The following is a 24,590-nucleotide window of genomic DNA, read 5'->3' on the forward strand; positions in this document are numbered from 1 at the left end:
GGTAGGCGGTGAAGACCAGCGCGACCCTCTTCTCGGCGTTGGCCTTGTGCTTCAACCGGGCGTGGCGTACGGCGATCCCGGCGACCCGTCCCGCCCGCTCGGGGTCGGCCACGTACACCGGCACATCGTCGGGCCCCTGCTCCTTGAAGGAGAACGGGACGGTGATCAGCCGCCCGTCGAACTCCGGGATCGCGACCTGCATCGCCGCGTCCATGGGGGAGAGGGCCGCGTCGGACTCCTCCCAGGCCGCGTGCGACGAGGTGAGGCAGAGGCCCTGCAGCACGGGGATGTTCAGCTCGGCGAGCGCCCCGATGTCCCACGCCTCCTCGCCCGCCCGTCTCCCACCACCACCCTCAATGGAGGTGCTTCGCACCACTGGATCCTTTCCGCCCGCGGAGGCCTGCGAGGCGTGCGTGCCGCCCGCGGCGAGCACGGTGGCCACCAGGGCGTCCGCCCGGCCGAGGATCTCGTACAGCCCGGCGTCGGCGCCGCGCAGCGAACCGCAGTAGACCGGCAGGGCGTTGGCGCCGTGCGCCTCGATCGCGTCGCACAGGGTGTCCACGAAGGCGGTGTTGCCGCTCAGTTCATGGGCGCGGTAGAAGAGCACGCCGACCGTCGGGCGGCCCTCCTGGAACGTGCGGGAGCCGTGCACGCCGTACTCCGGCATCTTCCGCGGCTCGACGAACCCCTCGCCGGTCAGCAGCACGGTGTCGGACAGGAACCGGGCGAGCTCGGTCAGGTTCTCGGGGCCGCCCTCCACGAGGTACCTCAGCGCCTCGGCCACGACACCCGCGGGCACGGACGACTCGGCCATCAACTCCGCGTCGGGCACGGCCTCCCCGCCGAGCAGCACGGTCGGCACGCCCGAGGCCTTGAGCACGGCCAGCCCGTCCTCCCAGGCCCGCTTGCCGCCGAGCAGCCGTACCACGGCGATGTCGGCGCCCGCGAGGAGGGCGGGCAGCTCCGCCTCGACGTCCACCCGGGTCGGGTTGCCGATCCGGTACGAGGCACCGGTGGCGGCCCGCGCCGCCAGCAGATCGGTGTCGGCGGTCGACAACAACAGCACTGTGCTCATGCGGGCGCTCCCGGTGGAATGAAGGGCAGTCCTTGCGGCGCGCCCGACTCGATGAGCCGTCGGAGCGCGTCCGTGTCCGCGTGTTGTTCGATCAGGTCGCCCAGCCGGTCGAGCTGCTCCTCGCGCAGCGCGGCGAACGAGGTGTCGGCGGCGGGCACGAAGCGGCGGCCCGCGGCGGCGGCCACCTCGCGCAGGAAGGCCCGCCGGAAGCCGTCCGACTCCAGCGAGCCGTGCCAGTGCGTGCCCCAGGTCTGGCCGACCCGGCAGCCGTCCAGGAACGGCACGCCGTCCGTCACTTCGGCGACCCCGTGGTGGATCTCGTACCCCTCGACCCGCTCGCCGAGGGCTTCCCCGACGGGCCGGGTGAGGGTCTTCTCGCGGGCGAACCGCACGCGGACGGGAAGGACTCCGAGCCCTTCGACCTGACCGGCGCGCGACTCGACCTCGTCCTCGATGTGCTCGCCGAGGATCTGGAAGCCGCCGCAGATGCCGAGGACCGGCCGTCCTTCGGCGGCTCTCCTGCTGATCGCCTTCGCGAGCCCCCGCTCCCGCAGCCACTCCAGCGCCCGCACGGTCCCGCGCGTCCCGGGGATCACCACGAGGTCGGCGTCCGCCAGCTCCTCCGCCCGGTCCACGAACCGCACCACGACACCCGGTTCGGCGGCCAGCGCGTCCACGTCGGTGAAGTTGGACATCAGCGGGATCGCGCACACGGCGACCCGCAGCACGTCCTCGCCGACGGGCGGGGCGGTGTTCGACTCGCGGACCGTTCCCCGAAGTGAGACGCGGAGACCGTCCTCCTCGTCGATGCCGAGCCCGTGCCGGAAGGGCAGCACGCCGTACGTGCGCCGCCCGGTGAGCCCGTGCAGCATGTCGAGGCCGGGTTCCAGCAGGGAGACGTCACCGCGGAACTTGTTGACGAGGAACCCGGCGACGAGCTCCTGGTCCTCGCGGGACAGCAGTGCGACGGTCCCGAAGAACGAGGCGAAGACGCCGCCGCGGTCGATGTCGCCGACGACGAGCACGGGCAGCCGCGCGTTCCGCGCGATGCCCATGTTCACGATGTCGGTCCGCCGCAGGTTGATCTCGGCGGGTGAGCCGGCCCCCTCGCAGATCACCGCGTCATACGTGCCCCGCAGCTCCTCCAGGCACTCCAGCACGGTCCCCAGCAGCCGCTGCTGCCGCCCGCCGTGGTAGCCGCGCGCGCTCAGCTCGCCCACCGGCTTGCCCAGGAGCACCACCTGACTGCTCTGCTCCCCACCGGGCTTGAGTAGCACGGGGTTCATCAGCGCGGTGGGCTCGACGCGGCACGCCTGCGCCTGCATGGCCTGCGCCCGTCCGATCTCCGCGCCCTCGCGCGTCACGAACGAGTTGAGGGACATGTTCTGCGCCTTGAACGGCGCGACCTTGACCCCCTGCCGGACCAGCCAGCGGCAGATCCCGGCGGTCACGACGCTCTTGCCCGCGTCGGAGGTGGTACCGGCGACGAGGAGTCCCCCGCTCATTTCCCACGTCCCTTCACGATGGCGCGCGCGGCGACGGTGGTGCCGAGCGCGAGCAGACCGACGCGCCTGGAGAGCCGTACGGCCCGGTCGATGTCGGGCACGGCGACGGCGCGTCCCTCCGGGTTCAGCACCGGCCGGTGCTCCACCCGCCCCCCATACGACAGCGTCCCGCCCAGCCGCACGCCGAGCGCGCCCGCGAAGGAGGCCTCCACGGGCCCGGCGTTGGGGCTCGGGTGCTTGCCGGCGTCGGCCCGCCAGGCCCGTACGGCTCCGCGCGGGTCGCCGCCGGCCACGGTCGCCAGTGCGGCGGTCAGCCGTGCCCCCGGCCATCCGGCGAGGTCGTCCAGCCGGGCGGAGGCCCACCCGTAGCGCCGGTACCTGGGCGACTTGTGGCCGACCATGGCGTCGAGGGTGTTGACGGCCCGGAAGCCGAGCAGCCCGGGCACCCCGCCCAGGGCGCCCCACACCAGGGCCCCCACGACCGCGTCGGAGGTGTTCTCGGCGACGGACTCCACGACGGCGCGGGCGATCCCGTCGGCGTCGAGTGCCTGCGGATCGCGGCCGCACAGGTGCGGCAGCCGCGCCCGGGCGGCCTCGACGTCCCCGGCCCGAAGGGCGCGGCCGATGCTCCGGGCCTCGCGGGCGAGGGAGGTCCCGCCCACGACGGCCCATGTGGCGGCGGCGGTCAACGCGACGGAGGCGCCGCGGGAGGGACGTACGGCCGCGGCGGCGACGGCTCCCAGACCGGCGGCACCGCCCACGCACACCACGGTGTGCAGCGCGCCCCACCCCCGGTGGTCCCGCCACAGCACCCGCTCCACGGCCGAGGCGGCCCGCCCGAACACGGCGACCGGATGCCCGCGGTGCGGATCACCGAGCAGGTGGTCGCCGAGGAGACCGGCGGCGGCGCCGTACGCGAAGACGCGATCGGCACGCATCGGCTCAGCCGGCCGTGGGGTCGGGCAGCGAAGCGGTGCTGTACCTCGAACGGCAGGCGAGCATGGCGATATGTCCTCACTCAGGGTGTCCGCGCCCTGGTTCGACGAGACCGGCGGCGAGAGTTCCTGGCTCCCGGGGCTTCCTACCCCGGTGACAGTGGCGGGACCGCGCCGGATTCGCACCGGCTTCCTCTCCTGCCGCCGTACATGGCTCCGGAAGTCCACCACGGCCCCGGAAGAGCCGTCAACTTGCCGTTGACCTGCACGGGGAGAGTGTGCTGAGGCCCACACCGGCACGGACGTGGACGGCACGGCGGCATGCGAAAGGCTCCTCCCCGAGGACTTCGGGGAGGAGCCTTGAGACCCCGGCCGGGCTCTGATCAGCGTCTGATCAGGCCCTGACCCGGTCTTGATCAGGCCTTGTGCATGATCAGGTAGATCCCGTAGGCCACCGCCGCCGCACACGCCGCGAAGCACACGTACGCGCCGGTGACGGCGAGCGCGGCCGAGTTCCCCTGGGCGGCGGCGCGCTCGCGGCGCGAGAGGCCGGTGACGCCGAGGGTGAACAGGGCCACCAGGCCGACGGTGACGGCGAGGCTGACGCCGAAGACGGAGCCGATGGCTGCCCAGTCGATCTTCATGTCGGAACTGCTTTCTCTAACCGGGTGCCCGGGGTCAGACGGCGGCGGCCGGCGGGTTCGCCGGGTCGGCGGCGACGGGTGCCGCCGGGGACGGGATCGTGGCCGACAGCTCCTCGGCCACCACGCCCACCGGGGGCGGGGTGACGACGGCGATCGCGGTGGTGACCACGCCGGCCGGTTCCCCGGTCTCGTTGACGTTGGTCGCGTCGACCACCTCGCGGCGGGAGTACTTCCAGATCGCGGCGCTGGAGGCCACGAGGAAGACCGCGACCAGCGCGGTGCCCCAGTCGCCCAGACCGGTGACCGACTCGGCGAGCGCGCCGACCAGTGCGGCGGCCGGGAGCGTCAGCGCCCAGGCGACGAGCATGCGGGTCGCCGTGGACCAGCGGACCACACCACCCTTGCGGCCCAGGCCCGCGCCCATCACGGAGCCGGAGACGACGTGCGTGGTGGAGAGGGAGAAGCCGAGGTGGGAGGAGGCCAGGATGGCCGTGGCCGCGCTGGTCTGGGCGGCGAAGCCCTGCTGCGGCTGAAGCTCCGTCAGGCCCTTGCCCATGGTGCGGATGATGCGCCAGCCGCCGATGTAGGTGCCGAGCGCGATGGCGAGGCCCGCGGAGAGGATCACCCAGGTGGGAGGGTTGGAGCCGGGGGCGATGGTGCCGCCGGCGATCAGCGCGAGGGTGATGATGCCCATCGTCTTCTGGGCGTCGTTCGTGCCGTGGGCCAGGGACACCAGACCGGCCGAGGCGATCTGGCCGGCGCGGTAGCCCTTGCGGGTGGCCTCGCCGTCGGCGTTCTTGCCGATGCCGTAGGAGAACCGGGTGGCCAGCATCGCCGCCACACCCGCGACCACGGGGGCCGCGACCGCCGGGAGCAGCACCTTGGTGACGAGCACGTCACCGTGGACGGCGCCCATGCCGGCGGAGGCGACGGTGGCGCCGATCAGACCGCCCATGAGGGCGTGCGAGGAGCTGGAGGGCAGCCCCACCAGCCAGGTCAGCAGGTTCCAGAGGATCGCGCCGACCAGGGCGGCGAAGATGACCTCGGGACGGATGCCGTTCTCGTCGACGAGACCCTTGGAGATCGTGTTGGCGACCTCCACGGAGAGGAAAGCGCCCACAAGGTTGAGCACGGCGGACATGGCCACCGCGACCTTGGGCTTGAGCGCGCCGGTCGAGATGGTGGTGGCCATCGCGTTGGCGGTGTCGTGGAAACCGTTCGTGAAATCGAACGCGAGTGCGGTTACCACCACAATCGCGAGGATCAGCGAGAAGCTTTCCATTTACCCAGGCAATCGTTCGAAGTCATTGGTCGGTTGACCGTAGGCAACCTGAGTGAACGGAAGGTGAACTGAGATAGGCGTCGAGGTGTCAGAAACGCCTGGTGAAGGCCGTGCGGATGATGTCCGGCGACCCGGCCGGGACCAGAACCTCCAAAAAGGTGCATGACATGGCAAATCAGGCAATACGACTCCGTCATGCGTCGCAGTGACACCGCGTCAGCCGGTCCCCTGGCAGGATCACCGCCATGGCTGAAGAGAGCAGAGATCACCGCCATGGCTGAAGAGAGCAGAGGCGTACGCGAGGCGGAGTCACGGGCCTGGGAGGCGCTGGTCGCCACGGCCCGCCGGACCGTGGCCGACGGACTCGTCGTCGGCACCTCCGGCAACGTGTCGGTGCGCGTCGGCGACACCGTGCTGGTCACGCCGTCGGGCGTCCCGTACGACCGGCTCACACCGCACGACGTGACCGGCGTCGACCTCACCGGACGCCAGGTGCTCGGCACGCTGGTCCCCACCAGCGAACTGCCCATGCACCTGGCCGTCTACCGCACCACCGACGCCCGCGCCGTCGTCCACACCCACGCCGTGCACGCCACGGCCGTCTCGACCCTCGTGACCGAACTCCCGGCGGTCCACTACATGTCCGGCGCCCTCGGCGGCCCGGTCCGGGTCGCCCGCTACGCGACCTACGGCACCGAGGAGCTGGCCGAGAACATGCTCCGCGCCCTCGCCGACCGCTCCGGCTGCCTCCTGCAGAACCACGGCACGATCACCCACGGCGCCGACCTCGACCGGGCCTACGACCGGACCGCCCAGCTGGAGTGGATGTGCCGCCTGTGGCTGACGGCGTCCTCGGTGCCCGGACTGACGCCGTCCCTGCTGACCCCGGAGCAGCTGGCGGCGGCGGGGGAGAGGCTGCGGGGGTACGGCCAGCGGGGGTGAAAGCGACGGCGCACCACCCGCGCCCCGTCCACGGGGATTGAAGGGCGCCCCGCGCTGGAACCCGGAAGGACATGTCACCCCGACCCTTCCTCCCGCTGGCCGGTAAGGCGGCCCCCCGGGACACTGGACCCGTGCGCACCGTCACAGCGGCGGCCTCGGCCGTCACCGCGGTCCTGGCGGCCGGCGCGGCCGGCGTGGCCGTCGGCCGGATCGCCAGCGATGCCGCGCTCAAGGCGGCACCCGGCAGACCGCTGCCCACCGAGCCCCGGCTCACCGTGCACGCCATGACCGCGGACCGGCTCGCACTCACCCGTGACCTGGCCTCCCTGCGCCCCGGCACCTACGGCCTGTCCGGCGCCGGTTCGCACGCCGTCCTCGGCCCCGTCCTGGAGGCCGCCGCGCCCTCACCCGACACCGTCGTACGCCGCCTCGAACGCGTCACCCGCGGCACGCTCGAGCCCGGCGACCAGGTGTGGCTCACCCCCAACCTGTACGTCGGCGACCCGGGCGCCGCCCTGGGGCTCGACCACACCGACGTGGACGTGCCCGGGGAACTCGGCGCGCTGCCCGCCTGGTTCGTGCCCGCCGTGCGGGACACCTGGGTGATCGCGGTGCACGGCCTCGGCACGACGCGGGAGCTCCCCATGAACGTCATGGGGTTCCTGCACGGCCTCCGTCTCCCCGTGCTCGCCGTCTCCTGCCGGGGCGACCTCGGCGCCCCGCGCCCGCCGGACGGCCTGAACCACCTCGGGGAGACCGAGTGGCGCGACGTGGACGCGGCGATCCGCTACGCCGTCCGCCACGGCGCCCGGCGCGTCGTCCTCCACGGCTGGTCCACCGGCGCCACCATGGCCCTGCGCGCCGCCCTCCACTCCGCCACACGGGACCGGGTCTGCGGGCTCGTCCTGGACTCGCCGGTGCTCAGCTGGGAGGCCACGCTGCGCGCCCTGGCCGGGGCCCGGCGCACGCCCGACTTCCTGCTGCCGCTCGCCGTCCGGGCCGCCCAGGGCCGCCTCGGCCTGCGCGCCGAGCACGCCGCGGGGAGCGCCGACCCGGCGCGGCTGAGCGTGCCCACCCTGCTGATCCACGGACCGGACGACGTGGTGGCCCCCTGGGAGTTCTCCCGCCGCCTCGCCGCGCGGCGCGCCGACCGGGTCACCCTGCACACCGTGCGGGACGCCCCGCACGGGGCGATGTGGAACGCCGACCCGAAGGGGTACGAGGAGACCGTACGACGGTTCCTGACGCCGCTGATGTGAACGCCGCCGACAGGCACGCCACCGGTGTGAACACGACCGACGCGATGCCGACCCGCCGCCGCGACGCGGGGGCTGACGACCCGTCCGGCCGTTCCGTTCAAGGCCGTACCACTGGCCGGAACCGCCCTCCTCGGCCCCCGCCGGAGCCCGTGCGTTGGCCCACCCCGTAGCCCGCCGTGACATTCCGTTTGGGTTTTCGGACCGTCAACCGGAAGACTGCACCCGTGACGTCCCGTATCCCGCGCGACTCCAGGCTTCGACTCGTCCGACCGCGACCCCTGGCCGCCGCCCCCCGAGCGATGAACCAGCGGCGCTCGCGCCGCCCCGCACCCCGCCCGCCGGAGGGCACGCCCGCCCCCGCCGAGCTGGCCCGGATGGCGAGATCCCGCCTGGCCGGCGCCGCTCGCGTGGCGCACTGGGCCGACGCCGCCCTCGGCCCGGGCCGCGACGGCGCGACCGCGGACGGCAAGGCCACCCTCTCCGCGGCGACGGCCGAAAGCGCCGCCGCCGAGCTGGGGCTGACCGCCGCTCAGGTCCGGGCGGACTGGGACACCGCCCGCCTCGCCGGCCTCGTGGAGGTGCACGGCGACAGCGCACGCCCCGGCTGGCGCCTGCGCGCCTGGGACCGCGACGACAGCGCCGTCCTGCGCGGCTGGGTCGCCCTCTTCGACGCCTGGTCGCTCGCCTATCCCGAGCCCGCGGAGCACGAGGCCGCCGCCGTCGCCGAGGTCGTCTCGGCCATGCCCCAGGTGCTGTCCTTCCTCCAGCTGTCCGCCGGCCCCGTCCCGGTCGAGCAGCTCCTCGACCTGCTGCAGCAACGGGTCACCGAACTGCGCACCGAGCGCTGCGAGATCTCCTACGGGCCCGAGCCCCGGGCCGTCACCGGCGCCACGCCCGCCGCCCGGCCGACGCAGCCCGCGCCCGACCTCGCCCCCCTGCTCGACTGGGCCCTGCACGCCCTCGCCTCCGTCGGCGCCCTCACCTACGGCGACGGCCAGGCCACGCTCACCCCGCTGGGCAGCTGGGCCGTGTGGGTCAAGCTGGAGCAGATCTGCGTGGCCGCGCAGAGCCCCGCCGGGAACATCGAGCAGGGCGCCGAGGACATGCTGCGCGGCTGCTCCCAGCTCCGCCCCAACGCGGCCCGCGCCGAATACCGCGCCTGGCTCGCCGCCCGCCCTGTCGGCAGCGCCGTCACCGAGCTCATCGACGCCGCCCGCGGGGAGGACGCCCTGCTGCGCGGGCTCGCCTTCGAGGCGTTGCGTGTCGTCGGCGCCCCGGCGGAGGCCGACGTGCGCGCCGTACTCGACGAACCGACGCTCAGACCGTACGCCCTGCTGTGGCTCGCCGAGCACGACGGCGTGGACCCGGAGGACGCCCACGAGGTCCTCACCCGTGAGGAGGCCACCTGGCTGTGGGTGGACACCGCCGCCGCCGTCGCCGACCACGGCGAGGCGCCGTTGCTCGTACGCCACCTGGAGTCGGCGGTCCAGCCCACCGTCCCCCAGCTGCTGGACGAGGTCCGCGCGGTCGGTCACCCGCGCACCGTGCAGGTCCTGGTGGCCCTCGCCGCCGCGCACCCCGACCCCGCCCTGGCCAAGGCGGTGCGCCGGGCCGCCTTCCAGGTGCACACGGGAGGATGAGGCCGGGAGGGCTTCAGGCCCCGATCTCGGGGGCGTACGTCCCGAAGCTCCAGATGTTGCCCTCGACGTCCCGGGCCATGTAGTCCCGCGAGCCGTAGGGCTGGTCGGTCGGGGGCGTCAGGATCTCCGCGTCGTGGTCCACGGCGCGCCGGTGGTGGGCGTCGACGTCGTCCACCACGACGTACACCCCCGTCGGGCCCGCGTCCCCCATCGCCTCCGCGAAGACGCCGTCCCGGCCCTTGGAGCCGACCATCACCCCGCCGTTGCCCTGCACCAGCTCGGCGTGCAGAACCGTGCCGTCCTCGCCCTCGTAGACCGACAGCTCGCTGAACCCGAAGGCCTCCGTGAGCTGCCTGATCGCCGCCTTGGCGTCCGCGTACAGCAGCGTCGGATAAACGGTCGGCCGACTGCCCACCATGCCCACCACTCCCCTTCCCGCGGTCCGTCGTGCCCGGTTCGCCCTTCAGTCTGACACCGCCGATCCCCGGCCGGGGGGTTCGGCGTCCGCATCGTCGGCGGCGGGCGTGCCGTACGTCACGCCGGCGCCCTGCTCCGCGCGCGGCTCCCGGACCGCGCAGGTCGGCGCGGTCGACGACGTCGCTCGGCGGTGGCCCGAACACCCGCACGCAGAAAAAGTGCTTGCCCCACCCCGTTAGACTTCTCCCATGGCCATTCTCCTCGCGCATTAGACGGCGGGAACGTCCTCAGCCGCCCACCCGCCACCTACCTCCGCTCTGGAGTCTGTCCGTGATCTCCGCCTCCGGTATCGAGCTGCGCGCCGGTGCCCGCATCCTCATCGAGAACGCCACCTTCCGCGTGGCCAAGGGCGACCGCATCGGCCTGGTCGGCCGCAACGGCGCCGGGAAGACCACCCTCACCAAGTGCCTCGCCGGCGAGGGCATCCCGGCCGCCGGCACCATCACCCGCTCCGGCGAGGTCGGTTACCTCCCGCAGGACCCCCGCACCGGCGACCTCGACGTCCTCGCCCGCGACCGCATCCTCTCCGCGCGCGGCCTCGACGTACTGCTGCGCAAGATGCGCGAGAACGAGCAGCGCATCGCGAACGGCCAGGGCGCGACCCGGGAGAAGGCCCTCAAGCAGTACGAGCGCCAGGAGACGGAGTTCCTCACCAAGGGCGGGTACGCCGCCGAGGCCGAGGCCGCCACCATCGCCGCCGCGCTCAACCTGCCCGACCGGGTGCTCGGCCAGCCGCTGCACACCCTCTCCGGCGGTCAGCGCCGTCGTGTCGAGCTGGCCCGGATCCTGTTCTCCGACGCGGACACCCTGCTGCTGGACGAGCCGACCAACCACCTCGACGCCGACTCGATCGTCTGGCTGCGGGACTACCTGAAGACCTACCGCGGCGGCTTCATCGTGATCTCCCACGACGTCGACCTGGTCGAGACGGTCGTCAACAAGGTGTTCTACCTGGACGCCAACCGCTCCCAGATCGACGTCTACAACATGGGCTGGAAGCTCTACCAGCAGCAGCGCGAGGCCGACGAGAAGCGCCGCAAGCGCGAGCGCGCCAACGCCGAGAAGAAGGCCGCCGCGCTGCACTCGCAGGCCGACAAGATGCGCGCCAAGGCCACCAAGACGGTCGCCGCGCAGAACATGGCCCGCCGTGCGGACAAGCTGCTGGCCGGTCTGGACGCCGTCCGGCAGTCCGACAAGGTCGCCAAGCTGCGCTTCCCGGAGCCCGCGCCCTGCGGCAAGACCCCGCTGATGGCGGAGGGCCTGTCGAAGTCGTACGGCTCGCTGGAGATCTTCACCGACGTCGACCTGGCCATCGACAAGGGCTCCAGGGTCGTCATCCTCGGCCTCAACGGTGCGGGCAAGACCACCCTGCTCCGTCTGCTCGGCGGGGTGGAGCAGCCGGACACCGGCGCGGTCGTCCCCGGCCACGGCCTCAAGCTCGGCTACTACGCCCAGGAGCACGAGACCCTGGACGCCGACCGCACGGTGCTGGAGAACATGCGCTCGGCGGCGCCCGACATGGACCTCGTCGAGGTGCGCAAGGTGCTCGGCTCGTTCCTCTTCTCCGGTGACGACGTCGACAAACCGGCCGGCGTCCTCTCCGGCGGCGAGAAGACCCGCCTGGCCCTGGCGACCCTCGTGGTCTCCTCCGCGAACGTGCTGCTCCTCGACGAGCCCACCAACAACCTCGACCCGGCCAGCCGCGAGGAGATCCTCGGCGCGCTGCGCACCTACAAGGGGGCCGTGGTGCTGGTCACCCACGACGAGGGCGCCGTCGAGGCGCTCCAGCCGGAGCGGATCATCCTGCTGCCGGACGGCGTGGAGGACCTGTGGGGCTCCGACTACGCGGATCTCGTCGCCCTGGCTTGATCGAATGAATGATCCACTGCGTATGGATCATTCGGCCGATCCGTGATCCATCATCTGTGTGAGATCTCCTCGTATCGAGGTGTGTCCTACATCGATTTCGCGGCCGATCCCTCGGATGCCGAGGGGTCGGCCGCTGCGCGTCTCTGACCTGGTACTTCACGAAAGAACCCGTTCGGCCGTACGGACACGCACGTCTGGAATCGTCGATTCCGGTTGTGGGGACGGGCTCCTGTCGTCAAAACCCTGTCTCACGGACCTTGCCGAATGGGTGGCCATCGGGCCCCGGAGGGGTGATCATGAGGAGACCAGAGCGCACTTCCCATGAGGAGGCACGGGTGGCCGAGACTCTGAAGAAGGGCAGCCGGGTGACCGGCGCCGCGCGCGACAAGCTCGCGGCAGACCTGAAGAAGAAGTACGACTCCGGTGCGAGCATCCGGGCGCTGGCCGAGGAGACCGGCCGCTCGTATGGCTTCGTACACCGGATGCTCAGTGAGTCGGGCGTCACGCTCCGTGGGCGTGGCGGAGCGACCAGGGGCAAGAAAACCGCCTCGTCCTGATCCGGGCGGCCCATCGGCTTCGATGGTGGCCACCCGGTCGGTCGGGTGATCGACCGGGTGGTTACTGTGCAGTCACTTGGCTGACCGCACGCATCGGAGGCGTCATGGCTTCGCCCGAGAAGGACCCTGTTTCCCTGGTTCCCCTGCTCGACCAGGACGGCGTACGGCTCACCGTCGACGACACGCTCGCCACGGTGACGCTGACCAACCCGGACAAGCGCAACGTCCAGAGCCCCGCTCTGTGGCGCGCGCTGGCCGAGGCCGGTCGGCTGCTGCCCGGCTCCGTCCGGGTGGTCGTGCTGCGCGGTGAGGGCAAGTCCTTCTCCGCCGGACTCGACCGGCAGATGTTCACGCCCGAGGGGATCGAGGGCGAGCCGACCTTCGTCGATCTCGCGCGCCGTGACGACGCCGAGCTCGACGCGACCATCGCCGGCTACCAGGAGGCGTTCACCTGGTGGCGGCGGAACGACATCGTGTCCGTCGCCGCCGTACAAGGGCATGCCATCGGCGCCGGTTTCCAACTGGCCCTCGCATGTGACCTGCGCGTCGTCGCGCACGACGTGCAGTTCGCCATGCGCGAGACCAGCCTCGGGATCGTGCCCGACCTCACGGGCACGCACCCGCTCGTGGAGCTGGTCGGGTACGCCCGCGCGCTGGAGATCTGTGTGACCGGGCGGTTCGTGCAGGCCGAGGAGGCGGTGAGTTCCGGGCTGGCCAACATCGCGGTGCCGGTGGCGGAACTCGACGACACCGTCCGCGACGTCACGGCCGCGCTGCTCGCCGCGCCCCGTGACGCGGTCGTGGAGACCAAGGCCCTGCTGCGCGGTGCGGCCGGCCGCGGCTACGACGGACAGCGTGCCGCGGAACGGCAGGCCCAGGCACGACGGCTGCGCGACCTGGCCGGCGTCGGCGAGTGAGCCGTACCCGGTCAGTCGACGGCCGTCACCAGGACGGCCACGGTCGGGTGATCCGGTAGCGCGTCCGCGACGGCGGCACGCACCCGCCGGGCCACGTCCAGCGCCCGGTGGCCGGCGTCCACCGCCACCTCCACGCGCACATGACGGTGTGCGAGCGCGGCTCCGTCCCGCCGTTCCTCGAGGTGCACCGCCCGGCCGAGGCCGCCCAGCGCGCCCGTCAGCCGGGTCACGCCGGTCACGGAGAGGGCGGCCGTCTCGGCACGCTTCTCGTCGGCGTCCGTGGCCCGCCGCGCGGGAGCCGGCGGCTCCGCCTCCGCGACCGGCATGGGCGGTTCCGCCGCATCCAGCAGATCCGTCACCCTCAGGTCCACCTCGGTGACCGAGAGCCCGACACCCTCCGTCGCGGCCCGCGCCAGCACCAGACGCAGACGGGACGCCGTGTCCGGCAGGGGCACGGCGGCCGTGGCCGCGAAGTCCGCGGTCAGCCGGAGCGGTCCCGGCGGCAGGGCGCTCGGCGGCAGGGGTACGGAGCTCTCCTCCGCGCCCTCCGGCCCGGCCGGCCCCAGCCGCAACGGGCCCGGGTGCACGCCCGTCACCTCCCGCGCCGCGCGCCGCAGCAGTTCCCCGGCCGCCGTCTCCGCGATCCACGCACCGTCCCGCGCGCCGCCGAGCGGCAGCAGCCGGCCTAGCCCCAGCTGCCGCCGCACCGCGCGCGTCCATGACTCCGTCATTGCTCCAGACTGCCGCATCCCCGGCGCGCCGCGACGCAAGCGCACTTACCGTGGTCGAGGGGGGACGACCGAAAGGGACGTGCGCCATGACCGACATGACGGACCAGAACCGGACGGCGGGCCCCACCGGCGGCAACGAGGTGTCCGACACGCCGGGAGCCCGCAGGACACAGACGACACGACGTGGGACCGGGGATCCCGCCACCCGGGGGCGGACCACCATCGCCGACGGGGTCGTGGAGAAGATCGCCGCGCTGGCCGCGCGGGACGTGGTCGGGGTGCACGCCCTCGGCAGTGGACTGGCGAGGAGTTTCGGTGCGGTACGGGACCGGGTGCCGGGCGGCACCAAGTCGGTGACCCGGGGAGTGAAGGCGGAGGTCGGCGAGGTGCAGACCGCGCTCGACCTGGAGGTCGTCGTGGACTACGGCGTCTCGATCTCCGACGTCGCCCATGCCGTGCGGGAGAACGTGATCACCGCGGTGGAACGGATGGCCGGGCTGGAGGTCGTCGAGGTCAACATCGCGGTGAGCGACGTCAAACTCCCCGAGGAGGAGGAAGAGGAACCCGAGCCCCGGATCCAGTAGGCGCCGGTGGCACCGGAAACACACGGCTGACCAGCTAGGGAGCGCAGCATGAGCATGGCCGTGGTCGGCATGATCGCAGGGATGGCGTTGGGCTTCGCCGGGTACTTCGGCGGATTCGGAGCCTTCCTGCTGGTGGCGGCCCTGGGCGCCGTCGGGTTCGTCGCCGGCAGGTTCGCGGAGGGCGACCTGCAACCGGGCGACTTCTTCCGCACCCGGGACGACCGGCGCGAGCGGCGGCGGTGACCGCCATGAGCGGCGCGGCCGGTGAGGTGCGCGAGCCCGCGGCCGTCGTCGCGCCCGGCGAGCGGGGTGCCCTCCGGATCGCCGACAAGGTCGTCGCGAAGATCGCGGCGCAGGCGGCGCGGGAGGCGGTGGGCCCGCTGCCCGGACCGGCGGCACCGCCCCGTACCGGCGTCGTCGTCCGCCATGACATCGTCCGCGTCCGCGTCGACCTCGAGCTGGGTTACCCGTCCGACATCCCGGCCCGCTGCCGTGCGGTGCGCCACCGGGTCACCGAGCGGGTGACCGCGCTGGCGGGAATGGCGGTGCGGGAGGTAGCCGTCCGGGTCGAACGGCTGCATCCCACGCACCCGGGCGGCACGGCCGGGGGGAGGACGCGGTGAGCGAACCCGCAGGGACCGAGGGCACCACCCGGCGACTGCCGGTGGTCACGGACAAGACACCCCCGCCGGTGGCGGCGGACCCTCCGGTGCCGGGCGGCGGAGGGAGCGGCCGCTTCTGGTCGGCCCGCCGCGTCCCCGCGGGCATCGTCGCGGCACTGCTCCTGGCCATCGCCGTCGTCTTCCTCTACGACATCGCGGCCGTCCGCGCCCACCTGCCCGCCATGAGCTGGCGCCGCGCACTGGCCCGGCAGCTCGCCGAGCGGCCGCTCGACGACAGGTGGGTGCTGGTCGGCGGGGGCGTCGCGGCGGCCCTCGGCCTCTGGCTGTTCGTGCTCGCGGTCACGCCCGGTCTGCGGGACCTGCTGCCGATGCGCCGCCCGCACCCCGATGTACGCGCCGGACTGCAGCGCGCGGCGGCCGCCCTGGCCCTGCGGGACCGAGCCGTGCAGATCTCGGGCGTGCAGTCGGTGCGGGTGCGGATGGGCCGCAGGAAGGCCGACGTCCGCGCGGTCTCCCACTTCCGCGACCTCGACGAGGTGCGCGCCGATCTCGACACGGCGCTCACCGCGGCCGTCGAGGGCCTGGGCCTGACCCGGCCGCCCAAACTGTCGCTGCGCGTCCGCGGACCCGGACGGAAGGGGTGAGCGCGGTGCTCAGGGTCGTCAACCGGACGCTGACCGGGCTGGTGGGACTGGTGCTGCTGGCTCTCGGCGGCTCGGTGCTGGCCGTGGGACTCGGCGTCCGGCCGCCCTCCTGGTGGATTCACCAGGGCCCGCACGACGTCCTGCTCAGCGACGCCGAGCGGACGCGCTGGCGGGACGCCGGCTGGTGGTGGCCGGCCGTCCTCGCCGCGCTCGCCCTCCTGGTCCTGCTCGCCCTGTGGTGGCTGACCGCGGTACTGCGCCGGCGCAGGCTCGCCGAGGTGCTCGTGAACACCGGCGACGGGGAGGCGGCGCTGGTCCGGGGCCGCGCCCTGGAAGGCGCCCTGACCGCGGACACGGCCCGCCAGAAGGGCGTCGCCGACACCCGGCTGCTGCTGACCGGCCGCCGTACCGCCCCCCGGGCGCGGGTGCGGCTGCGGCTGCGCCCGGACGCCGACCCCGCGACGGCCCTGCACGACTTCACCGCCCAGGCCCTGACCCACGCACGTGAGTCGGCGGGCCTGCGGGCGCTCCCGGCGGAGGTACGCCTGCGCGCGCTCCGGCACCGTGCGGAAAGGGTGACGTGAAAGACCTCAGAAGCCGTGCCGCATTCCGCCGTCGACCGGCAGCATGACGCCCGTCAGATAGGAAGCGGCCGGAGACAGCAGAAACGCCGCGACCTGCCCGAACTCCGCAGGAGTCCCGTACCGGCGCAGCGGAATCCGGGACTCGTTCGCGGCGCGGGTGGCCTCGGGGTCGGCCGACAGCCCGTCCAGCTCGCGCACGCGGTCCGTGTCGATGCGTGACGGCAGCAGCCCCACCACCCGGATGCCCCGCGGCCCGAGCTCGTCCGCGATCGACTTGGCGAACCCGGCGAGACCCGGCCGCAGCCCGTTCGAGACGGTCAGCCCCGGAATCGGTTCGTGCACCGACGCGGACAGCACGAACCCTATGACCCCGCCTGCCTCCAGTTCCGCCGCCGCCGCGCGGGCGAGCCGCACCGCACCGAGGAACACCGACTCGAACGCGTCCCGCCACTGCTCGTCCGTGTTGTCCGCGACGAACCCCGGCGGCGGCCCGCCGACGCTGATCAGCACACCGTGGAAGCCGCCGAAGCGCTCGCGGGCGGCCGCGATCAGCCGCTCGGCGTTCCGCGGGTCGGCGTTGTCGACGGCGACCCCGGCCGCGTTCGCGCCCAGCTCGGCCGCCGCGTCGGCGACCCGCTTCTCGTCCCGCCCCGTGATGACCACCTTCGCCCCTTCGGCGACGAGCTCACGCGCGGCGGCGTTGCCCAGGCCGCGGGTGGCCCCGGTGACGACGTACACCCGGTCCTTCAGTCCAAGATCCATGGCCTCTATCCTGCCTCCTCGGTCCCGAACAGGGCGAGGGCGGTGTTCACCAGGCCGATGTGGCTGAACGCCTGCGGGAAGTTCCCCAGCTGGCAGCGGGCCACCGGGTCGTACTCCTCCGACAGCAGCCCCACGTCGTTGGCGACGCCCACCAGCCGTTCGAACAGCTCCCGGGCCTCCTTCGTCCGGCCGGTCATGTGCAGGGCGTCCGCGAGCCAGAACGAGCACGCGAGGAAGACGCCCTCCCCGCCGGGCATCCCGTCTACGGCCGTGTCGTCGGTGCCGTCGGTGTCGTAGCGGCGCACGAAACCGCCGTGCCCGAGCTCCGCGCGGACGGCGTCGACCGTGCCGACCACCCGCGGGTCGTCGGCCGGCAGGAAGCCGACACGCGGGATGAGCAGCACGGCCGCGTCGAGTTCGCGCGACCCGTAGGACTGCGTGAAGGTCCTGCGCTCGGGGTCGTAGCCCTTCTCGCACACCTCCCGGTGCACCTCGTCGCGCAACGTGCGCCAGCCGTCCAGGTCGCCGTGCAGGTCGGGGTGCTCCTCCAGCGTCCGCACGGCACGGTCGGCGGCCACCCACACCATCACCTTCGAGTGCACGAACTGCCGCGGCCCGCCCCGCACCTCCCACAGGCCCTCGTCCGGCTGCCGCCAGGCCGAGCGCAGGAACTCCAGCAGCACGGCCTGCAGCGACCAGATGTGCGGCTCGGGCGGCAGACCCGCACGCCGGGCCAGCGACAGCGAGTCCATGACCTCGCCGTACACGTCCAGCTGCAGCTGCCGGACGGCGTCGTTGCCGATCCGTACGGGCGCCGAGCCGGCGAATCCGGGGAGCCAGGGCAGTTCGAACTCGGGCAGTCTGCGCTCGCCCGCGAGGCCGTACATGATCTGCAGGTCCGCCGGATCGCCCGCGACGGCGCGCACCAGCCAGTCACGCCAGGCCTCCGCCTCCTTGTGGTAACCGGCCGCGAGCAGGGCGCCGAGCGTGAGGGTGGAGTCACGCAGCCAGCAGTAGCGGTAGTCCCAGTTGCGTACGCCGCCCGGTTCCTCGGGGAGCGAGGTGGTGGCCGCGGCGACGATGCCGCCGGTCGGCGCGTAGGTGAGGGCCTTCAGGGTGATGAGGGAACGCACGACCGCGTCCCGGTACGGGCCCTGGTAGCGGCAGCGGGACGCCCAGCGTCGCCAGTCCCGCAGGCTGGCCCGCAGGGCGTCGTACGGGTCGACGAGCGGGGGACGCGGCTGGTGCGAGGGGTGCCAGGTGAGCACGAACGCGACCCGTTCGCCCGCGTCGAGGGTGAACTGCGCGTGCGTGCCGAAGCCCTCGCCCCAGGTGCGCACCGCCGGTTCGCTGCGCAGCCACACCGAGTCGGGCCCGGCGACGGCGACGCGGTGGCTGCCGGACCGGCGCACCCACGGCACGATCGAGCCGTAGTCGAAGCGGAGACGGAGGGTGCTGCGGACGGTGACCCGGCCCGAGAGGCCCTCGACGACGCGTACGACGTCGGGTGCGCGGTCGCGTTGCGGCATCAGGTCCGTGATCCGGACCGATCCGTCCGGGGTGTCCCACTCGGTGTCGAGGACCAGCGTGTCGCGGCGGTAGGCGCGGCGGGTGCAGGGACCGGCGCCCAAGGGGGCGATCCTCCAGTGGCCGTGCTCCTCGTCGCCCAGCAGCCGGGCGAAGCAGGCCGCCGAGTCGAAGCGGGGCAGACACAGCCAGTCGATGGAGCCGTCCCTGCCGACCAGGGCCGCGGTCTGCTCGTCGCCGATGAGGGCGTAGTCCTCGATGCGCGGATGCACGGCTTTCCGGATTCCCGGGAGGCGACGGCCGCAATCAGCCGACTGGTCCGGGAAGGTGACGGCTCACTCCCGGCGTGGCTCACACCGCGGCGGTCGCCGGCTCCTCGCTGGGCTGTCCGGCCTTCTCCGCCCGCGCCCGGGCCTCGCGGCGCACCAGGACGAACCAGCCGTACGGGACGCCCGCGGCGAACAGCCACCACTGGATCATGTACGCGAAGTTCAGCGGCGCGTCTTCCTTGCCGGGGTCGGAGAGCTGCTCGGGACTGCCGCCCTTGGGCTCCGGCGCCGTCTGCTGGATGTAGCCGCCGAGCACCTGGGCGCCGAGCCGCGCCGCCTGCTCCTTGCTGTTGATCAGCATGATCTGCCGGTCCGGCAGTCCCTTGATCTCCTTGATGCCGCTGGCCGCCGTCGTCTCGTCGGGCATCAGCCGACCGGTGACCGTGGTCCGGCCGCCGGGCGGGGCGGGGATCTTCGGGAAGGCGGTCTGCGCCCCGTCCGCGGGGATCCAGCCGCGGTTGACCAGCAGCACCTTGCCGTCCGTCAGCACGAACGGGGTGAGCACATGGAACCCGACCTCGTCGTCGGCGTTGACCCGGCGCCGGACGACCTCTTCGCGCGCGGTGTCGAAGGTGCCCGTCGCCGTGACCGTGCGGTACCGGTCGGTACGGGCGACGACGTGTCCGGGGGACGTCAGCCGCTCCACGGGGGCCGGCTTGGCCGCCAGCGCCTCGGTGACCAACTGGTTACGGGCGCTGCGTTCCTCGTACCGGTGCTTCTGCCAGAAGCCCAGCTCGATCATGGTGGGGATCAGCAGCAGGGCCACCAGGGTGAGGATCACCCACTGGCGGGTCAGCAGGAAGCGGTACTGGCGCACCCCACGACGGTACAACTCGGTCGAGGGGTGCGAGCGGGCGGGTACCGGGTCACACCTTGTCGACGATGCCCACCCTCCCCTCGGAGCGCGCGCAGTGGGCGCCGCAGTACCAGTGGCCCTCGACCTCGACGCCCTGGCCGATGATCTGGACCCGGCAGTGTTCGCAGATGGGGGCCATGCGGTGGATCGCGCAGGAGAAGCAGTCGAAGACGTGCACCGCGCCCTGGGCGTGCACCTCGAACGACATACCGTAGTCATTGCCGCATACTTCGCATCTCGCCATGCGCCACAGGGTGAGCCGTGGCCGTCGCCCCGGGCGAGCGGGCGCCGGGCGAGTCGTACGACAATCACCCGTCCGTACGGTCACCCGCCCATACGGTCGGTCCATACGGTCGGCCCCCCGGGGCCGGTCCGTACGGTCACTCCTCCGAAGCGGGCTCCACATCGGCGAGGAGCTGCCCGAAGGCCGCCTCGTCCACCACCGGCGTCCCGTACTGCCGCGCCTTGACCACCTTGGAGGTGCCCGAGTCCGGATCGTTGGTCACCAGCAGGCTGGTCAGCCGGGACAGGCTGGTCGCGACGTGCAGTCCCGCCTCGGTCGCCCGGTCCTCCAGCAGCTCGCGCTCGACGGAGGTGTCCCCGGAGAAGGCGACGCGCATGCCCTGCTTGAGGCGTGCGCCCGCCTCGTACCGGCCCGGGTTGGGATAGGGGCACGCGGGCCGCTTGCGGGCCGGGCGCCAACTGCCGGGCCGATAGCCGCCGTAACCCCCGCCGTCCGCCTGCCGGCCGATCCGCGGCGCGGGCCGGTCCTGCCACTCCGTCAGCGGCCGGCACTCCAGCAGCGGCAGCCGGACCCCGTCCCGCGCCGCGGCCCGCAGACTGGGCCGGAACGCCTCCGCGAGCACCCGCGCGTCGTCCAGGGCGTGGTGCGCGCGCCGCTGCTCGACGCCGAAGTGGGCCGCCAGCGACTCCAGCTTGTGGTTGGGCAGCGGCAGACCCAGCTCCTTGGAGAGCGCGATCGTGCACAGCCGCTGCCGCACCGGGGCCTCGCGCTCCGCGCGCGCGTACTCCCGGGCGATCATCTGCCAGTCGAAGACGGCGTTGTGCGCGACCAGCACCCGTCCCTCGAGGCGGGCGGCGAACTCCTCGGCGATGTCCGTGAACAGCGGCGCACCCTCGAGCACCTCGCTCGTCAGGCCGTGGATCCAGACCGGCCCCGGATCCCGCTGCGGATTGACCAGCGTGTACCAGTGGTCCTCGACCTCGCCGCGGGCGTCCAGCCGGTAGACGGCCGCGGAGACTATCCGGTCGTCCCGGGCCAGGCCCGTGGTCTCCACGTCAACGACCGCGTACCCCTGGGGATACGCGGCCGGCCACCGGGTGAGGGAGGACGCTGCGGTCGTGACGTCTTCGAGCATGGTCACTGAGGATACGGGCCATGACTGACAGCCCCCGCCCGGAGGTTGGCGCGCGTCACCGCCAAGCTCCGCCCGTGCGCGGCTATGGACCTTTTCACCCTCCGGTGCCACCGTGCTGCCGCCCGGCGGTTGACGGCCCATGGAAGGGCGGTACGGCGTATGGCACGCGTACGGTACGGCGCACGGACCGAGGCGGAGGTCACCGCCACGCGCACCGCGAGCGCGAAGCTCCCCGCCATCTGGTCCACCGGAGTGGTGGCCCTCTGGGAGACCGACCCGGACGCGGTGGCGGCGGTGCTGCCGCCCCCTCTCAAACCGACCGGACGTCCGCTCGTCCGAGTGAACATCAGCGAGGTCGACCTGCCCGGACACCCGCTGGGCGCGGGCTCGTTCGCGGTCGCCGCCGCCCATGACGGCACCGAGGGCTGGTATCCGCTGGTGATGCCGATGACCCACGAGCGCGCCCTCACCGGCGGCCGCGAGGTCTTCGGGGAGCCCAAGAAACTCGGCGAGGTGAGCGTCGAACGGGACGGCACGGTGGTGCGCGCGTCGATGGCCCGGCACGGCATCGTCTTCGTCGAGGTGCGCGGCGTGGTCGGCGGCGAGCTGCCGCTTCCCGAGCCGGCACCGAAGACCGACTTCTACTTCAAGTTCCTGCCCGCGGTGGACGGTTCCGGCTTCGACGGCGACCCCCTGCTGGTGCACTGCGTGCGCCACGAGAAGGTGCGCAGGCTCCAGGCCGTCACCGGGGACGTCGTCCTGCGCGAGTCCGGGTACGACCCGGTAGCCGACCTGCCGGTGCTGCGCCTGGTCGAGATCACCCTCGGCGAGAAGACCAGCGACCAGCGCGGCCGGGTCGTCGAACGGGTCGACCCCCGGGCGCTGTTGCCGTACGTCCACCAGCGCTACGACGATCCGCGCCAGGTCCTGGACGCGCCGCCGGAGACTCCCGAGGGGGACCTCTGATGGAGCTGACGGAGGGGCAGGTCGCCGTCGTCACCGGCGCGGCGAGCGGCATCGGCCTCGCCATGGCGCGGCGGTTCGCCGCCGAGGGACTGAAGGTGGTCCTCGCCGACGTCGAGGAGGCCGCACTGGACAAGGCCGCCGGCGACCTGCGCGCCGACGGCGCCGACGTGCGCGCGCGCGTGGTCGACGTCGGCGTCCGTGAACAGGTCCTGGACCTCGCCGACTCGGTGTACGAGGCGTACGGCGCCGTGCACGTCCTGTGCAACAACGCAGGGGTCGGCTCGGGCGCCGAGGGCCGCATGTGGGAGCACGACCCGAACGACTGGCAGTGGGCGTTCGCGGTCAACGTGTGGGGCGTCTTCCACGGCGTCCAGGCCTTCCTGCCCCGGATGCTCGCCTCCGGGGAGCCCGGCCACGTCGTCAACACCTCCTCCGGCGACGGCGGCATCGCCCCGCTGCCCACCGCCTCCGTGTACGCCGTCACCAAGGCGGCCGTGGTCACGATGACCGAGTCGCTGTACGCCCACCTGAGGGCGGAGCACGCGCGCGTGGGCGCCTCGGTGCTCTTCCCCGGCCCGCACATGCTGCGCACCGGCCTGTGGGAGTCGCACCGCAACCGGCCCGCCCGGTACGCCAAGCAGCGGCCCCGCAGGACCCCGTACCGCAGCCTCGGCCAGTGGGAGGCGGCGATGCGCGCGGCGGGCAAGGAGGTCCGCTTCACACCCGTCGAGGAGGTCGCCGGCCTCGTCGTGGACGGCATCCGCGCCGACCGCTTCTGGCTGCTGCCGCCGAGCGAGCGCAGCGACGCGCAGATCAGGGCCAGGGCGGACTCGATGCTCCACCGGACGAACCCGTCCTACCTCGAAAGCTTCATTCTGGACTAGCTGGACCAGGAGGCCGATGTGACCGACCAGGACCCGTACCTGATCGTCTCCTCCGACTGCCACGCCGGGCTGCCCACCGAGGAGTACCGGCCCTACCTGGAGGCGCGATTCCACCGGGACTTCGACGAGTTCCTCGCCGGCCGCGACCGGCGCCGCGAGGAGATGACCCGGCTCGGCATCCGCAACGAGGCGTTCGCGGACAAGTGGTTCCAGGACAACGAGGAGGGCCTGCGCGGCGGCTGGGACACCGCGCAGCGCCTGAAGGAGCTCGACGGCGACGGGGTGGCCGCCGAGGTGGTCTTCCCGGACGCCGACGCCGTGGACAGCCGCACCGCCGCCCCCTTCGGCGTGGGCCTCGGCCTCTCCGGCGACCAGGACCCCGAGCTGGGCATGGCGGGCGCGCGGGCGCACAACCGCTGGCTGGCCGACTTCGTCTCCGAACACCCCGAACGGCACTGCGGGGTGGCCCTGCTGCCCGTCACGGCCCCGGCCGGGCAGGTGGTCGCCGAGATCCACCGCGCGAAGGAGTCCGGGCTCGGCGCGCTGATGATCCCGTCCATGTGGGTCGACAAGGAGCCCTACCACGACCGCCGTTACGACCCGGTGTGGGCGGCGGCCGCCGAGTGCGCGATGCCCGTGCTGACGCACTCCGGGGCGGCCCCGCGGCACGAGTACGGCGACCACCTCGGGATCTTCGTCTCCGAGGTCACCTGGTGGCCCGCCCGCCCCCTGTGGTTCCTGCTCTGGTCGGGCGTCTTCGAACGCCACCCCGGCCTGCGCTTCGGCGTCGCCGAGTCGGGCTGCTGGTGGCTGCCGAACCTGCTGTGGTTCATGGACCGCCTCTACCTGGGCGCGCACGGCGGCAAGAAGCTCTCCCCCTTCCAGGGGCTGAAACACCCGCCGCACGAATACCTCGACCGGCAGGTGTTCGTCTGCGCCACCAACACCAAGCGCCGCGAGCTGGCCCAGCGCTACGAGATCGGCGTGGACAACATCCTCTGGGGCAGCGACTTCCCGCATCCCGAGGGCACCTGGCCCGACACGCGCGCGTGGCTGCGCCGCACCTTCCACGACATCCCGGTGAGCGAGACCCGCCGCATGCTCGGCCTCGCGGCGGCCGAGGCCTTCGGCTTCGACACGGCCAAGCTGGCCCCGCTCGCCCGGCGCATCGGCCCCACCCCCGCCGACCTCGGCCAGCCGGACGACCAGGCGGCCGTCGAGGCGTCCTGGGCCCGCTCGCGCGAGGTGGGCCGCCACTGGCTGACCGGCCACGACTTCCCCGCCCTGGGGGTGACGCCGTGAGCTCCCCGGGTGCGGACCGTGGCACGGACCAGGGCGAGGGCCGTGGGGAGGGCCGCGGGGAGGACCGCGGGGAGGACCGCTACACCATCATCTCCGCCGACTGCCACGCGGGCGCCGACCTCCTCGACTACCGGCGGTACCTGGAGCGGCGGTACCACGAGGACTTCGACGCCTGGGCGTCGTCGTACGTCAACCCGTACGAGGACCTGCTCGCCGACTCCGCCGACCGGAACTGGGACTCCGAGCTCCGCCTGGCCGAACTGGAGGCGGACGGGATCGTCGCGGAGGTCGTCTTCCCGAACACGATCCCGCCGTTT

Annotated in this window: 26 protein-coding genes, 1 pseudogene and 1 riboswitch; of the genes and pseudogenes, 15 read left to right on the forward strand and 12 right to left on the reverse strand. The window is 73.1% G+C overall.

The window, feature by feature from the left end; all coding sequences use genetic code 11:
• The 5 genes from ACWC21_RS22510 to ACWC21_RS22530 all read right to left on the reverse strand — a co-directional run.
• On the reverse strand, window positions 1-1,075 hold a 1,075-nt coding region (locus ACWC21_RS22510), incomplete at its 3' end, for a cobaltochelatase subunit CobN (RefSeq protein ID WP_450884498.1).
• A complete protein-coding gene (locus ACWC21_RS22515; protein WP_450884500.1) occupies window positions 1,072-2,580 on the reverse strand; it encodes a cobyric acid synthase in 1,509 nt (502 codons plus the stop codon). The genes ACWC21_RS22515 and ACWC21_RS22510, both read right to left, overlap by 4 nt.
• Complete coding sequence (locus tag ACWC21_RS22520; RefSeq protein WP_450884502.1) at window positions 2,577-3,518, reverse strand: cobalamin biosynthesis protein; 942 nt, start codon at window positions 3,516-3,518, stop codon at window positions 2,577-2,579. Before ACWC21_RS22520 ends, ACWC21_RS22515 begins: the two co-directional genes overlap by 4 nt.
• A gap of 98 nt (window positions 3,519-3,616) precedes the next feature.
• Window positions 3,617-3,736: riboswitch (cobalamin riboswitch) on the reverse strand.
• A gap of 195 nt (window positions 3,737-3,931) precedes the next feature.
• Window positions 3,932-4,159, reverse strand: a complete 228-nt coding sequence (locus tag ACWC21_RS22525) for a hypothetical protein (RefSeq protein ID WP_450884504.1) — start codon at window positions 4,157-4,159, stop codon at window positions 3,932-3,934.
• A 34-nt stretch (window positions 4,160-4,193) separates the two neighbouring features.
• A complete protein-coding gene (locus ACWC21_RS22530) occupies window positions 4,194-5,441 on the reverse strand; it encodes an anion permease (protein WP_450884506.1) in 1,248 nt (415 codons plus the stop codon).
• Window positions 5,442-5,714: 273 nt separating this feature from the next.
• Here ACWC21_RS22530 and ACWC21_RS22535 point away from each other — a divergent pair, with 273 nt between their 5' ends.
• The 3 genes from ACWC21_RS22535 (at window position 5,715) to ACWC21_RS22545 (ending at window position 9,282) form a co-directional block, all read left to right on the forward strand.
• Window positions 5,715-6,383, forward strand: a complete 669-nt coding sequence (locus ACWC21_RS22535; RefSeq protein WP_450884508.1) for a class II aldolase/adducin family protein — start codon at window positions 5,715-5,717, stop codon at window positions 6,381-6,383.
• A 131-nt stretch (window positions 6,384-6,514) separates the two neighbouring features.
• Complete coding sequence (locus tag ACWC21_RS22540) at window positions 6,515-7,642, forward strand: alpha/beta hydrolase (RefSeq protein ID WP_450884510.1); 1,128 nt, start codon at window positions 6,515-6,517, stop codon at window positions 7,640-7,642.
• A 224-nt stretch (window positions 7,643-7,866) separates the two neighbouring features.
• On the forward strand, window positions 7,867-9,282 hold the full coding sequence (locus ACWC21_RS22545; RefSeq protein WP_450884512.1) for a hypothetical protein: 1,416 nt from the start codon (window positions 7,867-7,869) through the stop codon (window positions 9,280-9,282).
• Between the two features lie 13 nt (window positions 9,283-9,295).
• On the opposite strand, the gene ACWC21_RS22550 is transcribed toward ACWC21_RS22545, so the two are convergent.
• Window positions 9,296-9,700: a VOC family protein gene (locus tag ACWC21_RS22550; protein ID WP_450884514.1), complete on the reverse strand. Its 405-nt coding sequence runs from the start codon at window positions 9,698-9,700 to the stop codon at window positions 9,296-9,298.
• Between the two features lie 329 nt (window positions 9,701-10,029).
• Here ACWC21_RS22550 and ACWC21_RS22555 point away from each other — a divergent pair, with 329 nt between their 5' ends.
• The 3 genes from ACWC21_RS22555 (at window position 10,030) to ACWC21_RS22565 (ending at window position 13,102) form a co-directional block, all read left to right on the forward strand.
• A complete protein-coding gene (locus ACWC21_RS22555) occupies window positions 10,030-11,628 on the forward strand; it encodes an ABC-F family ATP-binding cassette domain-containing protein (RefSeq protein WP_450884515.1) in 1,599 nt (532 codons plus the stop codon).
• A 335-nt stretch (window positions 11,629-11,963) separates the two neighbouring features.
• The gene (locus ACWC21_RS22560) at window positions 11,964-12,185 is read left to right on the forward strand and encodes a helix-turn-helix domain-containing protein (RefSeq protein ID WP_343237918.1); all 222 of its coding nucleotides are present in this window, start codon (window positions 11,964-11,966) and stop codon (window positions 12,183-12,185) included.
• Window positions 12,186-12,289: 104 nt separating this feature from the next.
• Window positions 12,290-13,102, forward strand: a complete 813-nt coding sequence (locus ACWC21_RS22565) for an enoyl-CoA hydratase/isomerase family protein (protein ID WP_450884517.1) — start codon at window positions 12,290-12,292, stop codon at window positions 13,100-13,102.
• An 11-nt stretch (window positions 13,103-13,113) separates the two neighbouring features.
• Here ACWC21_RS22565 and ACWC21_RS22570 read toward each other — a convergent pair whose 3' ends face one another.
• A complete protein-coding gene (locus ACWC21_RS22570) occupies window positions 13,114-13,833 on the reverse strand; it encodes a nucleopolyhedrovirus P10 family protein (protein WP_450884519.1) in 720 nt (239 codons plus the stop codon).
• An 86-nt stretch (window positions 13,834-13,919) separates the two neighbouring features.
• Between ACWC21_RS22570 and ACWC21_RS22575 the strand changes: the two genes are divergently transcribed.
• Genes ACWC21_RS22575 through amaP form a run of 5 tightly spaced genes read left to right on the forward strand, consistent with a single transcriptional unit; the run spans window position 13,920 to window position 16,268 of the window.
• Window positions 13,920-14,417 (forward strand): Asp23/Gls24 family envelope stress response protein, encoded by a 498-nt coding sequence (locus ACWC21_RS22575; protein ID WP_450884521.1) that lies wholly within the window; start codon window positions 13,920-13,922, stop codon window positions 14,415-14,417.
• 48 nt (window positions 14,418-14,465) lie between these two features.
• Window positions 14,466-14,660: a hypothetical protein gene (locus tag ACWC21_RS22580; protein ID WP_450884523.1), complete on the forward strand. Its 195-nt coding sequence runs from the start codon at window positions 14,466-14,468 to the stop codon at window positions 14,658-14,660.
• Between the two features lie 5 nt (window positions 14,661-14,665).
• Window positions 14,666-15,040 carry a hypothetical protein gene (locus ACWC21_RS22585; RefSeq protein ID WP_450884525.1) on the forward strand — a complete coding sequence of 125 codons (375 nt, stop codon included), beginning with the start codon at window positions 14,666-14,668 and terminating at the stop codon, window positions 15,038-15,040.
• Complete coding sequence (locus ACWC21_RS22590) at window positions 15,037-15,684, forward strand: DUF6286 domain-containing protein (protein ID WP_450884527.1); 648 nt, start codon at window positions 15,037-15,039, stop codon at window positions 15,682-15,684. Before ACWC21_RS22585 ends, ACWC21_RS22590 begins: the two co-directional genes overlap by 4 nt.
• Complete coding sequence (amaP, locus tag ACWC21_RS22595) at window positions 15,681-16,268, forward strand: alkaline shock response membrane anchor protein AmaP (protein WP_450884529.1); 588 nt, start codon at window positions 15,681-15,683, stop codon at window positions 16,266-16,268. The genes ACWC21_RS22590 and amaP overlap by 4 nt, the downstream gene beginning before the upstream one ends.
• 6 nt (window positions 16,269-16,274) lie before the next feature.
• Here the strand turns inward: amaP and ACWC21_RS22600 are convergent, their stop codons facing one another.
• The 5 genes from ACWC21_RS22600 to ACWC21_RS22620 all read right to left on the reverse strand — a co-directional run bounded on the left by ACWC21_RS22600 (window position 16,275) and on the right by ACWC21_RS22620 (window position 21,121).
• Complete coding sequence (locus ACWC21_RS22600; RefSeq protein ID WP_450884531.1) at window positions 16,275-17,030, reverse strand: SDR family oxidoreductase; 756 nt, start codon at window positions 17,028-17,030, stop codon at window positions 16,275-16,277.
• A gap of 5 nt (window positions 17,031-17,035) precedes the next feature.
• On the reverse strand, window positions 17,036-18,829 hold the full coding sequence (locus tag ACWC21_RS22605; protein ID WP_450884533.1) for a glycoside hydrolase family 15 protein: 1,794 nt from the start codon (window positions 18,827-18,829) through the stop codon (window positions 17,036-17,038).
• Window positions 18,830-18,908: 79 nt separating this feature from the next.
• The gene (locus ACWC21_RS22610) at window positions 18,909-19,703 is read right to left on the reverse strand and encodes an SURF1 family cytochrome oxidase biogenesis protein (RefSeq protein ID WP_450884535.1); all 795 of its coding nucleotides are present in this window, start codon (window positions 19,701-19,703) and stop codon (window positions 18,909-18,911) included.
• Between the two features lie 49 nt (window positions 19,704-19,752).
• Window positions 19,753-19,986: a hypothetical protein gene (locus ACWC21_RS22615; RefSeq protein WP_388804446.1), complete on the reverse strand. Its 234-nt coding sequence runs from the start codon at window positions 19,984-19,986 to the stop codon at window positions 19,753-19,755.
• 136 nt (window positions 19,987-20,122) lie between these two features.
• Complete coding sequence (locus tag ACWC21_RS22620) at window positions 20,123-21,121, reverse strand: DEDDh family exonuclease (RefSeq protein ID WP_450884537.1); 999 nt, start codon at window positions 21,119-21,121, stop codon at window positions 20,123-20,125.
• Window positions 21,122-21,280: 159 nt separating this feature from the next.
• Between ACWC21_RS22620 and ACWC21_RS22625 the strand changes: the two genes are divergently transcribed.
• The 4 genes and pseudogenes from ACWC21_RS22625 to ACWC21_RS22640 all read left to right on the forward strand — a co-directional run.
• Window positions 21,281-22,087, forward strand: a complete 807-nt coding sequence (locus ACWC21_RS22625; RefSeq protein WP_450884539.1) for an acetoacetate decarboxylase family protein — start codon at window positions 21,281-21,283, stop codon at window positions 22,085-22,087.
• Window positions 22,087-22,971 carry an SDR family NAD(P)-dependent oxidoreductase gene (locus ACWC21_RS22630; protein WP_450884541.1) on the forward strand — a complete coding sequence of 295 codons (885 nt, stop codon included), beginning with the start codon at window positions 22,087-22,089 and terminating at the stop codon, window positions 22,969-22,971. Before ACWC21_RS22625 ends, ACWC21_RS22630 begins: the two co-directional genes overlap by 1 nt.
• An 18-nt stretch (window positions 22,972-22,989) precedes the next feature.
• A complete protein-coding gene (locus tag ACWC21_RS22635; protein ID WP_450884543.1) occupies window positions 22,990-24,273 on the forward strand; it encodes an amidohydrolase family protein in 1,284 nt (427 codons plus the stop codon).
• An 86-nt stretch (window positions 24,274-24,359) separates the two neighbouring features.
• Window positions 24,360-24,590 (forward strand): annotated as a pseudogene (locus tag ACWC21_RS22640) (amidohydrolase family protein); the annotation flags it as partial.

Source organism: Streptomyces sp. NPDC001348, assembly GCF_053597535.1.